8 protein-coding genes and 2 pseudogenes are annotated in these 11,359 nt (G+C 69.6%); 7 read left to right on the forward strand and 3 right to left on the reverse strand.

Annotation, left to right across the window (positions count from 1 at the left end):
• The 4 genes and pseudogenes from FXN61_RS41125 to FXN61_RS41140 all read left to right on the forward strand — a co-directional run.
• Window positions 1-215 (forward strand): annotated as a pseudogene (locus tag FXN61_RS41125) (FAD/NAD(P)-binding protein); the annotation flags it as partial.
• Between the two features lie 127 nt (window positions 216-342).
• Entirely contained in the window at window positions 343-1,557 is a 1,215-nt protein-coding gene (locus FXN61_RS41130; protein WP_312878395.1) for a putative PEP-binding protein, read from the forward strand.
• Window positions 1,558-1,854: 297 nt separating this feature from the next.
• On the forward strand, window positions 1,855-2,586 hold the full coding sequence (locus FXN61_RS41135) for a class I SAM-dependent methyltransferase (protein WP_167979279.1): 732 nt from the start codon (window positions 1,855-1,857) through the stop codon (window positions 2,584-2,586).
• Window positions 2,587-2,599: 13 nt separating this feature from the next.
• Window positions 2,600-3,730 carry a nucleotide disphospho-sugar-binding domain-containing protein gene (locus tag FXN61_RS41140; RefSeq protein WP_167979280.1) on the forward strand — a complete coding sequence of 377 codons (1,131 nt, stop codon included), beginning with the start codon at window positions 2,600-2,602 and terminating at the stop codon, window positions 3,728-3,730.
• A gap of 54 nt (window positions 3,731-3,784) precedes the next feature.
• Here the strand turns inward: FXN61_RS41140 and FXN61_RS41145 are convergent, their stop codons facing one another.
• Window positions 3,785-5,023 carry a methyltransferase domain-containing protein gene (locus tag FXN61_RS41145; RefSeq protein ID WP_312878396.1) on the reverse strand — a complete coding sequence of 413 codons (1,239 nt, stop codon included), beginning with the start codon at window positions 5,021-5,023 and terminating at the stop codon, window positions 3,785-3,787.
• Between the two features lie 275 nt (window positions 5,024-5,298).
• Here FXN61_RS41145 and FXN61_RS41150 point away from each other — a divergent pair, with 275 nt between their 5' ends.
• Window positions 5,299-6,267, forward strand: a complete 969-nt coding sequence (locus FXN61_RS41150) for a Gfo/Idh/MocA family protein (protein WP_167979281.1) — start codon at window positions 5,299-5,301, stop codon at window positions 6,265-6,267.
• 64 nt (window positions 6,268-6,331) lie between these two features.
• On the opposite strand, the gene FXN61_RS41155 is transcribed toward FXN61_RS41150, so the two are convergent.
• Window positions 6,332-7,465, reverse strand: coding sequence for a DegT/DnrJ/EryC1/StrS family aminotransferase (locus FXN61_RS41155; RefSeq protein WP_312878397.1), 1,134 nt, complete (start codon window positions 7,463-7,465; stop codon window positions 6,332-6,334).
• Between the two features lie 732 nt (window positions 7,466-8,197).
• Here FXN61_RS41155 and FXN61_RS41160 point away from each other — a divergent pair.
• Together FXN61_RS41160 and FXN61_RS41165 are read left to right on the forward strand one after the other, a co-directional pair.
• Window positions 8,198-8,800, forward strand: coding sequence for a helix-turn-helix transcriptional regulator (locus FXN61_RS41160; RefSeq protein WP_312878399.1), 603 nt, complete (start codon window positions 8,198-8,200; stop codon window positions 8,798-8,800).
• 213 nt (window positions 8,801-9,013) lie between these two features.
• Complete coding sequence (locus FXN61_RS41165) at window positions 9,014-10,312, forward strand: nucleotide disphospho-sugar-binding domain-containing protein (RefSeq protein ID WP_167979283.1); 1,299 nt, start codon at window positions 9,014-9,016, stop codon at window positions 10,310-10,312.
• A 1-nt stretch (window position 10,313) separates the two neighbouring features.
• On the opposite strand, the pseudogene FXN61_RS41170 reads toward FXN61_RS41165, so the two are convergent.
• A pseudogene (locus FXN61_RS41170) lies at window positions 10,314-11,359 on the reverse strand (RNA polymerase sigma factor); the annotation flags it as partial.

Genomic DNA, 11,359 nt, shown 5'->3' on the forward strand with positions numbered 1-11,359 from the left:
CGAGCGGCGGCGCGGACCGGGAGGAACTGGCCCTCCGGCTCGACGAGAGCTTCGCGGCCGTGCGCGACGCCCTGGCCCGCGACGGCCAGGTCCCCGTGACCGTCCACGCGCTCCGGTCCGCCGCGAACACCGAGGCCGCGGCGAAGCTCAACGACCTGTCCGTGACGCCGAGGGATCTGCGTTCCCTGCTGGGACTCGACGAGCCCGCCGGCTGACGAGCACCACGCACTCCGGAAGATGCAGGGCCGGTTCGGCGGCTGCCATCCTCAGATCAACGTGGACTGTCCGGTCGACACGCTCTCGACCGCGGCACTCCGCTCGGGGATCGGTGGAAGGACGCCAGTGAACTTTCGCGAAACACCAGCGGACGTGTTGGTCGGCGGACACCTGAGGACGTTCCGCGGCACGTGCAACAGAACCGGGAAACCCGTCGACGGCGCGGTTCTGGTCACCGAAGTGCTCGGCCCGGAGCTCTACGACGCCATCATGGCCTCCGCCGCGGTGATCTGCGCGCGAGGTGGCCGGACGGGCCACATGCAGTCCCTCTGCCGTTCCCGCGGCATTCCCGTCCTGCGCGTCGATCCGCTCGACCTCGACGCGCTCGTCGGCGACGTCACCATCCGGCTCGACCGCGGCTCGATCATCCACGGCAACGCCGGACACGTGCCGCTGTGGGTGGAACCCTCGCGCCCCGGCATCGACGACGTCGAGTCGATCTGCGTGGTGATCGCCGACGCCACGGACATCCGAGCCACCAACGACCTCATGCCGCGCGTGGACCGCTACTTCATCCGCGAGGAGTTCCTGTGCCTCAGTGCGGGTCTGAGCCCGATCGACGCCCTCCGTGCCGGGCCGCGCGAGGCTGAGCGCTACGGCACTGCCATCGCCGCGGAACTGCACTCGATGGTGGAGCAACTCCTTCCGGGCCAACGACTTGTGATGAGGCTGCTCGACCTCCGCTCCGACGACGCCGCGCGGATGACCACCGGGATCGAGGTGGACGACGAGCCCAATCCGGAGCTGGGCCTGCACGGCGCACGGTGGCTGCTCGCGGAACGCCACTACCCGGCTGCTTTCCGGGCCCTGCGCGCCCACGTGAACGACCACTTGGGCGCGGACGCGGACCGGGTGAGCTTCGCCGTACCGTTCATCAACGACAGCACCGAGTTCCTCCGCCTGCGCGAGCACCTGGGCCTGACCGGCGACACCCCGCTCGGCGTCTTCGTCGAGACACCGGCCGCCGTCCACTCCGCGGCCGAGTTCTGCGCGGCAGGAGCCAGCGAGCTGTTCGTCGGCACCAAGGACCTGATCCAGTTCTACCTCGCCGCCGACCGCGGCAACCACAGGGTCGCGGCCACCTACCAGACCCGGCACCCGGCCGTGCTCGCCGCGTTGCGCCAGACCGTCGAGTCGGGCCGCGCCTCGGGCGTTCCGGTGCACGTGTTCGCGCTGGGCGCCGACGTGGACCACTACTTGCGGCACCTGCCGACGCGGCGGCTCATGATGTGCAACGCCGAACTCCGGCAGCTCGCCGGCCCTGTGGAACTTCCCGCCTGACCGAGCGTGCGACGTCGTCGGCCGGACCGCGGCGTTAGCTCGTCTGTCCATTCCGGACTCTGGACCCGCTGACACGTTCAGCGGGTTCTTGTTTTCAGCAGGCGAATTTACCTCATCAGTGCGGCGAAAGGATGCGCATGTCAGGAGATGCACATCCTCGGTCCGCACGCCCATCCTTGAGGTGACTGCTGGAATCCCGGCCGGTGAGCGAGGCCGGAGAACGCAGTTTCCGTTGCCGGTCAGCGCGTCCGTGTCCACGACGCGGCTGATTCCCGCACGCCACGCCGAGGAGCGCAGATGCCGTACGGAGCTGAGCACGCCGAGTTGTACGAGAAGGTCTTCCTCAGCCGGGGCAAGGATTTCGAGGCGGAAGCCGGTTCCGTGGCTGGCCTGGTCCGGTCCCGGTTCCCTGCGGCCGGTTCGTTGCTCGACGTCGCCTGCGGAACCGGTGCACATCTTGAGGCCTTCCAACGGTTGTTCGAGGAGGTGGCCGGGGTCGAGCCGGCCGACGGGATGCGCGAGCGGGCCGCCGCCCGCTTGCCAGGGGTCGCCGTGCACGGGGACGACATGCGTGACTTCGACCTGGGCCGGACCTTCGACGCCGTGGTGTGCCTGGGAAATTCGGTGGCCTGCATGCCGGACAGGGCCGACCTGGACGCCGCGATCGCCAGGATGGCCGATCACCTCGTCACCGGCGGTGTGCTCGTCGTGGAACCGTGGTGGTTCCCCGGCGACTTCATCGACGGCTACGTGGACGGGCACGTCCTCCGTGACGGCGACCGGGTGGTCTCCCGGATCACCCGGTCGGTCCGCGACGGTGACCGGACGCGGATGGAGGTCCGGTTCACCGTCGCCGACGCCACCGGCATCCGCGACTTCACCGAGGAGCTGACGGTGACCCTGTTCGAGCGGGAGGACTACGTCGCGGCGTTCGAACGGGCCGGGTGCGCCGTCGAACTGGTCGCGCCACTTCGGCTCGACGCCGGCCGTCCCAACGGGCCCGGCCTGTTCACGGGCGTCCGCAAGTGAACGGGAGCAGCTCATGCGGATCTTGCTGACGTCGGAACCGTTGCCCGGTCACTTCTTTCCGCTGGTGCCGCTGGCCTGGGCGGCCCGCGCGGCCGGTCACGAGGTGCTCGTCGCGGCCCCGGACAACTTCGTCGACTCCGTGCTGAACGCCGGTCTGCCCGTGGTGTCCAGCGGCCTGCGGGCCGATTTCGTCGAACTGGAACCGGCCGGGTCGGGAGGCCCTGACGAGGGACTGCGGCGGGCCCACGGGCGGATGTTCGGCAAGATCGCCGCCAAGACCCTGTCCGCGACCAGGGCGGTGGTCGAGCTGTGGCAACCGGATGTGGTGGTCAGCGAGAGAGCGGAGTTCGCCGGCCCGATCGCCGCGGCCGAGCACGGCACGCCGCTGGTCGACCTGCGCTGGGGTGTCGCGGACCTGACCGAGTACCGGTCGTCGGGTGCCGAGGTGCTGGCCGGTGAGCTGGCCGGGCTGGGGATGACCGAGCTGCCGGAACCGGACCTGCTGCTGACCCCGTGGCCGCCGAGCCTGCGGCTGCCGCACGCCACCGGGCACTCCGGCCTGCGGCACGTGTCCTACAACGGGGTCGCGCGGATTCCGGACTGGATGCTCCGGCCGCGCACCGCGCCCAGGATCTGCCTGACCCTGGGCACCCTGGTGCCGCAGCTCGGTCTGGATCTGCTGCGCGACGAACTGCTGGTCGCGTTGCGCGAACTCGTCCGTTGTGGATTCGACGTCGCCGTCGCCGTGGACGACCGCACGGCCGCCGCGTGGGGACCGTGGCCGCGGGGCGTGCGGCACGTGGGCTGGATGCCGATGGGGCAGCTGCTGCGCGTCAGCGATCTGCTGATCCACCACGGTGGTCAGGGAACCACGCTCACCGCGCTGGAGGCCGGCGTGCCGCAGCTGATCTTCCCGCAGTTCGACGACCAGTTCGAGAATGCCGACGCGGTGGCGAAGGCCGGCGCCGGAATCCGGATGCTGTCCCCCGAGATCGTGCCGGAGGCCGTGGTCGGGCACTGCGTGCGGCTGCTGGAGTCGGCCGACATCGCGGCGGTGGCGGCCGGACTCGCCGGGGAGATCGCCGCGCAACCCTCCCCGTTCGAGGTCGTCACCCAGCTGGAAACCCTGGTCGCACAACGATGAGTGGACGGGTCGCGGGACCGGTGCGGTTCCGCGACCCGCCCACCTCGGCGGAGATCAGACGACGTGCACTTTGGGCACGTAGAGGATCCACCGGCCGCCCTGCTCGCGGAACGCCTGTTCCTTGGCCATGATCTCCGCGGCGTGGTTCCACGCGAACAACAGCGCGTAGTCCGGGTACGGGTCGGAGAAGGCCTCGATCGGGCGCACCGGCAGGTGCATTCCCGGCGTGAGCAGGCCGTGCTTGCCCTTCGTCGAGTCGCAGACGAATTCGACGAGGCTCTGGTCGATCCCGCAGTAGTTGGTCACCGTCGCGCTCTTGGCGGTGGCGCCGTAGCCGACCACCCGCTTTCCGTTGGCGCGCAGGTCACGCAACAGGCGGACCAGGTCCGTGCGGATCTCCTCGATCCTGGTGCTGAGCGTTTCGAGCTGCTCGGCGCGGTCCAGTCCCCTGTCGCGTTCCGCGGCCACCAGTTCCGCGACGGCGGGGGAGGGGACGCGGGCCCCCGGAAGCGCCACGGTGTACCGGATCGACCCGCCGTGCACCGGGATCCGTTCGGCGTGCACCAGTTCGAGACCCAGGCGTGCCGCGACCGCCTGCACCGACCTCACGGTGAGCAGGTAGAAGTGCTCGTCGTAGATCTGGTCGAAGTAGGCGTTGTCGAGGATGTCGCCCAGGTAGCGGTCCTCGAAGACGAACACCCCGTTCGGCGCCAGCAGCGCGGCCACCCCGCGGAACACCGAGTCGAGGTACGGGATGTGGCTGATGGTGTTGGCGGAGTAGATCAGGTCCGCTGGGCCGTGCTCCTGCCGGACGGCCAGCGCGGTCGCCTCCTCGAAGAAGTCCGCCAGCACCCGGATGCCGGTGGCCCTGGCCACCTCGGCCGCCTGCAGGGAGGGGTCCACGCCGAGGTGCCGCACGCCCGCCTCGTTGATCGTGCGCAGCATGATGCCGTCGTTGCACCCGATCTCGACCGCGAAGGGGTCGGGGCCGGACAGTTCGGTGGCGAGGAGGTCGGAGGCGACCTGCTCGAAGTGCCGGCGCATGAACGCCGACTCCGAGGAACGGTAGGGGTAGTTGTCCCGGAACATCAGCTCCCGCGGCACCTCGGCGACGTGCTGCACCAGCGTGCAGGACGTGCACAGCCCGACGGCGAGGTCGAAGAAGAACTCCTCGGTTGTCGAATCCGGCGCCCGGAACGACTGGGAAACCGGCTGCCGGCCGAGATCGCACCATTTCTTCAGGGTGCCCCCGCAAATGCGACATCCGTGCTGTGCTGTCTTGTCGCTGTCCACTCCAGTCCGTCCTTCGATAGGAGGTCGCTGGTCAGGTGCATTTTCTGGTCATGTTACCGGCCGGTGCGCGCCATGTTTTTCCGATCGTGCGCACTTTGTTTTTCTGCTGAGCAATACGAAAGGTGCGGCGCGAGCGCGGGTGGGCGACGATCGGCTCAGCTGTCGGATCTGAATTCGGGAGACAAGATGGCGCAGACCGTTGGTGTCGAGTCGCGGCCACACCCGGACGCGCGGCCACGGCTCGAGGTGGGGATCCCCGGCGAACCGAACCGGTCATGAGCGGTGTCGTGGTGAACGCACCCCTGCGGATCGGTGTGCTGGGCTGCGCCCAGATCGCCAAACGGCGGATGCTGCCCGCCTTCGCCGCCTGTCCTGACGTGGAGATCGCCGTGACCGCGAGCCGGTCGCTGGCGAAAGCGGAACTCTTCGCCGCCGAATACGGGTGCCGCGCGGCCGGTGGCTACGCCGACGTGCTCTCCGACGACTCGGTGCAGGCGGTCTACGTGCCGTTGCCACCGGCCCTGCACGCGGAGTGGATCGAGGCCGCGCTGGTGGCCGGCAAACACGTGCTCGTCGAGAAGCCGATGACGATCGACGCCGCGACCACGGCCCGGTTGCGGCACCTGGCCGGTTCGCTCGGGCTCGTGCTGGCGGAGAACGTGTTCTTCGTCAACCACAGCAAGCATTCCGCCGTGCGCGACATGGTCGCCGACGGCGTCGTGGGTGACCTGCACGCCCTGCACGCCGACTTCACCGTGCCGAGTCCTCCCGACGACGACATCCGGCACCAGCCCGAGCTGGGCGGCGGTGCGCTGTGGGACACCGCCGTCTACCCGGTGCGCGTCGCGTTGTTCTTCCTCGGTCCCCGGCTCCGGGTCGTGGGCGCCACCCGGAGGCGCAGTTCCGGCCGTGCTGTCGATACCGGTGGCGCGGCCCTGCTGGTGACCCCCGAGGGCGTCAGCGCCCAGCTGGGGTTCGGCCTGGACCACGGATACCGCTCGGCCTACCGCCTGGTCGGCACGTCGGGGTCGATCATCGTGGAGCACGCGTTCACGCCACCGGCCGACCACGAGTCGGTCGTCGTGGTGCGGGACGGGGTGGGGGAGCGGGTCCTGCGCCTGCCCGCCGACGACCAGGTGGCCAACACGGTCGCGGCCTTCGTCGCCGCGGTGCGGTCGGGACAGGTCGTGGGGGAGGAGTCCCGGCGCCAGGCCGAGTTGCTGGACGCGATCCGCCGCAGTTGAGCGGTGATCACCGGCAGGTGCGAGCACGTGGTGTCACACCGGCGTGCCCGCACGGCGAGTGCGATCAGCCGGGCAGCACCTCGATGAGCGACGTGCTGACGAAGTCGACCTCGTCGTCGGTGAGCGCCTGGTGCAGCGGCAGGCACAGGGTGGCCGCGCCGGCATGGCCCGCCCCCGGCAGGGACAGGTCTCCGGCACCGTAGGCGCGGACCTTGTGCAGCTGGGGGTACCGGAAGGTCGTGTAGATCCCGCGTTCGTGCAGTCGCCTCGCGACCCCGTCCCGCAAGTTCGGGTCGAGCTGCACCCAGTACAGGTAACAGGAACTGTCGTGACCGGGCGGCAGGGCCGGCGGTACGAGCACGCCGGGAACCGCCTCCAGCGCCTTGTCGTAGGCGTCGACGATCTCGCGCCTGCGCGCGACGAACTCGGCCAGCCGGTCCAGCTGCACGTGTCCGATCGCGGCCAGCACGTCGTTGAGCACGGAGCGGCGGGAGAACGAGGAGACCTCGAAGTCCCACCAGCGCGTGTGCGCCCGCATCGACTGGTCGTAGCCGCTGGTCTGCTCCAGGCCGAAGTACGCCAGTTTCCGCCCGTGCTCGACCAGTTCTGCATTCCTGGCGAACAACATCCCGCCGTCCACCGCCACGGCGATCTTGCCGTGGTCGAAGCTCCACACGCCGATGTCGCCGAAGGTGCCGCAGGCCTGCCCGTCCACTGTGGACGCCTGGGCGTTCGCGGCGTCCTCGATCAGCTTGATCCCCCTGGACCGGCACAGCTCCGCGATCTGCGCCACCTGCCCGGGATAGCCGCCGTAGTGCAGCACCAGGACTGCCTTGGTGGCCGGGGTGAGCGCGGCCGCGACGTGCTCGACGCCGGGGTTGAGGGTGCGCGGGTCGACGTCGCAGAACACCGGACGTGCGCCGTGTGCGGCGATGGCGTTGGCGGTGCCGACGAAGCTCACCGTCGGCAGCACGACCTCGTCACCGGGACCGATGCCGAGCAGCTGCATCGCGAGGAACGTGGCCTCGGTGCAGGAGTTGGTGGACATCACCTGCTCCGGGGCAGCGCCGATGTGCGCCGCGAACGCTGCCTCGAACGCGGCCACCCGTGACCCCTTGCCGATCCAGCAGCTCTCGAACACGGCGCGGACCGCCGCCAGTTCCCGCTCGCCCAGCGACGGCTGGAACACGTTGATCACCTGGGTCCTCCCGGTGGCGGCGACGAGGCGGCGGCGTCCATTGAAACCTCCGTGGACCTGCGGGAATCGGGCGATCTCGACCCTACGGATTCGCCTGGTACCCGCCATCTCGGAGATTGCCGTTCCGGTGAGAGCCGGGTTGTGGGACATGTCGCCACTGGCACGAGTGGTCGCGGCAGGAGAGGCCGCCGCAGAGGCCGATGCAGGTTACTGATGGTGGCCGACACGGGCAAGGCGTACTCGGTGTTCGTCTTCAACCGTGCCGTCTTGGTGACTGGTTAGAGAGTTTCCGCGGGCCGATGTTCGTAACGGTCCGTGCGGAGTGCTGTCAGCGAAACGAGAGGACGTTCGCCGATCGGCGGATTCCGATGACGCTGTTCGGTGGAATCCGGAGGGCGGGGCCGTGCGGCCGTATCGGGAACGGTCACCGTGCGACGAACCCGGTCCGCCATTCCGGTGAACGGTCAATTCGACGTCGCGATCGCGCTCCGCGAGCCTCCCCTCACGTAGGGTTCGTATACCAGGGTGATTGGGAATAAATCAGCTGAGATGTCGAACACGGGCCTTTGGATTACTGTTCCGGGGCTACTGGGGGGAGGATGCAGGAATATGGACGCGGCCGAACGAGCGGTGACCCGCGCGGTTGAGTACATCTTCTCGAACCTGCATGAGGAAGTCACTGTCGAGGACATTGCGCGCGCAGCGATGTTCAGCAAGTTCCACTTCACTCGGGTGTTTCAGAGAGTCACCGGAATTTCCCCTGGCCGATTTCTGACCGCTGTCCGGCTGCAGGAGGCGAAGCGCCTGCTGTTGTCGACGCCGATGAGCATCATCCAGGTGAGCCACCGGGTGGGCTACTCCAGCGTCGGCACGTTCAGCGCGAAGTTCAGCAAGTCCGTGGGCGTGCCGCCGAGCGTCTACCGCAGCGTGGGCGGCAAGACCGACCTGCGCTGCCTGCGCGAGTCCGCGTGGAGCACGAGCAAGGTCGGCTCGGTGCACGGCCACGTGCGCGCGCAGCACCCGGACGAACTGGGGCTCGTGTTCGTCGGGGTCTTCCCCGGCCGCATCCCGCAGGGACGGCCGGTCCGGTGCGCGGTTCTCCACCGCCCTGGCCCCTTTCACATCGACCACGTCCCGCAGGGCGAGTGGTACGTGCTCTCCCATTCCCTTTCGGCGGACCGCAACGAGGTCATCTGCGCACCGGTCGACGGTGACACCGGCCTCGTCGTCGGCTCGACCGGCCCGATCAGGGTCACCGCGGACACCGTGACCGCGGTGGGCGACCTGGTGCTGCGTCCCAAGCGGTCGATCGACCGCCGGTCGTGCTCGCGCTGATGGACATCCGGTCCTCGATCCTGGCCGACGTGGGCTGACCACCGCCGCGTTTCTTCGTCCGTGCCCCGTGTTCTCGTGTGATCCGTGTTCTCGTGTGATCCGGCGAGGGAGCAATTGCGGAGATGCGCTCATCGCGCAGGGCGCGTGATGCTCTGACCGACTCGGCTGTCCGATCAACACGTGGAACGGCGATCCCAGGGAGAGAGCCCCCCGATGCGCGTCCTGTTCGTCACTGCCCCCTTCAAGGCTCATTTGTACGTGCAGGTCCCGTTGGCCGCGGCGTTCCGCAACGCCGGTCACGACGTGCGTGTCGCCGCGCCACCGGAAATGGTGGACGCGATCGGCGCGACCGGCCTGTCCGGCTTTCCGGTCGGCGCCACCGTCGACCTCGCGCCCCTGATGGGGGAGGTCCCCCGCCTTTCGGGCGGGTCGCGCAGCGGTCCCGTGGAAAAGCCGGCACAGACCGAATACACGCGCGAAAACCCGTTCGCCGAGCTCGAATACACCGCGTGGGGGCATCGTGCCCTGTTCAACCACGAAGCGATCTTCGACGACCTCGTGGAGCTGGCAGGCGACTGGCAGGCCGACCTGATCGTCCGCGACCCCTTCGTGCTGGCCGCGGCGGTCGCCGCACGGGTGACCGGGGCCGCCGACGTGCGGATGCTCTTCGGCTCGGACACCATGGCGCAGATCCGCGCCGCCTGTTACGGCGCGCACGGCGGCCTGCACCGCAGCGCGGGCCTGCCGGACCCGGTCAGGGACTGGTTGCAGCCGATCCTGGAGAGCTACGGCGAGTCTTTCGACGAGGAGATCGTGATCGGTCAGCGCACGGTCGTCGGCTGGCCGCCGTGGACCTGGCGGCCGGACGACGTGCACTACCTGCCGACCCGGCCACTGGCCTTCCACGGTCCGTACCAGGTCGAGGAGTGGATGTACCGGCCGCCGCGCAAACCGCGGGTGTGCATCACCCACGGCATCTCGCACCGCGACAACTGGTTCGGGCACAGCAACTGGGTGGACACCGCGTTCGAGGCGGTGGAGGGCCTCGACATCGAGGTGGTCGCGCTGTTCAACGCCAAGCAGCTGGGTGACAGGACGGTGCCGGACAACGTTCGCGCGGTGGAGTTCGCGCCGCTCAACGTGCTGCTGCCGACCTGCACGGCCGTCGTGCACCACGGTGGCTACGGGCCGATGGCCAGTTCCCTGGAGCACGGCGTTCCGCAGCTGATCGTGCCCAACATCGACTCGACGGAGAAGTGGTGGGGCCCGGTCGCGCTGGCCAAGGGCGTCGAGGAACAGGGCGCGGGAGCCTACGTCGCTGACTCCGACCAGCTCACTCCGCAACTGCTGCGCGAGCACATCGTCCGGGTGGTCGGTGATCCGGGCGTGGTGGCCAACGCCGTCCGGCTGAGCCGCGAGTCCAGGAACGTGCCGAGTCCCAACGACACCGTGCGCGTGCTGGAGGCGTTCGTCGCGGAACGCTCCGGCGCGCGGGTGGCGGCCGCCGGTTGAGTCACCCGCCCGCGGTGAGCCGGTCGATGTGCGTGTGCAGGCTGCGCTTGCGCAACGGGTTGGTGGTGCGGTCGGCCGCCGCCTGGTAGGCGGCCCGAGCCGCGGTGTGCTCGCCCGCTGCCTCGAGCAGGTAGGCGCGCACCGCGTGCAGGCGGTGGTCGTCGGCCAGCCGCTTGTCCGCCTCGAGCTCGGCGAGCAGATGCATCCCGGCCTGCGCGCCCTGCGCCTTCGCGACGGCGACGGTGCGGTTGAGTGCGACGAGGGGATTGTCGGACACCTGCATGAGCAGCTCGTAGAGCGCGGTGATCTGCGGCCAGTCCGTGCGCTCGGCGTCGGGTGCCTCGTCGTGCACCGCCGCGATGGCAGCCTGGAGCTGGTAGGGGCCGACCGGTCCCCTCGGCAACGCCTCGGTGATCAGCGCGACGCCCTCGGCGATGAAGTCGGCGCGCCACAGCGAACGGTCCTGGTCGGCCAGCGGCACCAGCGCGCCGTCCGGTGCCGTCCTGGCCGACCTGCGGGCGTCCACGAGCAGCATCAGCGCCAGCAGCCCGGCGACCTCGCTGTCGCCGGGGAGCAGCCGGTGCAGCAGACGGGTGAGCCGGATCGCCTCTGCCGCCAGGTCGTCCCGCTGTGGGTGCGGCCCCGCGGTGGGGGCGTAGCCCTCGTTGAAGATCAGGTACAGCACGTGCAGGACCGCCGCGAGACGGGGCGCCCGTTCGTGCTCGGCCGGCAGGCCGAACGGCACTCCGCTGCCGGCGATCTGCTGCTTGGCCCTCGTGATCCGGCGGGTCATCGTGGACTCGGGGACGAGGAACGCCCTGGCGATCTCCGCGGTGGTCAGCCCGCCCACCGCCCGCAGCGTCAGTGCGATCTGTGAGGCGAGGGACAGCGACGGGTGGCAGCACAGGAACAGCAGGATCAGCGTGTCGTCGGAGTCGGCGCCCGTCTGGTCGGCGGACGGGGTCAGCCACTGCTCCGGCAGCGTCCACTGGGCGACGACGCCTCCCGGCGGCGCCGGGCCTGCTCGCGCCGCACCAGGTCGGTCAA

The organism is Lentzea indica (assembly GCF_012184385.1).
Classification (GTDB): domain Bacteria; phylum Actinomycetota; class Actinomycetes; order Mycobacteriales; family Pseudonocardiaceae; genus Lentzea; species Lentzea indica.

Bases quoted from the DNA above. Each gene is read 5' to 3' on its own strand.
- FXN61_RS41135 (WP_167979279.1), top strand. From the start codon at position 1,855: ATGCCGTACGGAGCTGAGCACGCCGAGTTGTACGAGAAGGTCTTCCTC.
- FXN61_RS41140 (WP_167979280.1), top strand. From the start codon at position 2,600: ATGCGGATCTTGCTGACGTCGGAACCGTTGCCCGGTCACTTCTTTCCG.
- FXN61_RS41150 (WP_167979281.1), top strand. From the start codon at position 5,299: ATGAGCGGTGTCGTGGTGAACGCACCCCTGCGGATCGGTGTGCTGGGC.
- FXN61_RS41165 (WP_167979283.1), top strand. From the start codon at position 9,014: ATGCGCGTCCTGTTCGTCACTGCCCCCTTCAAGGCTCATTTGTACGTG.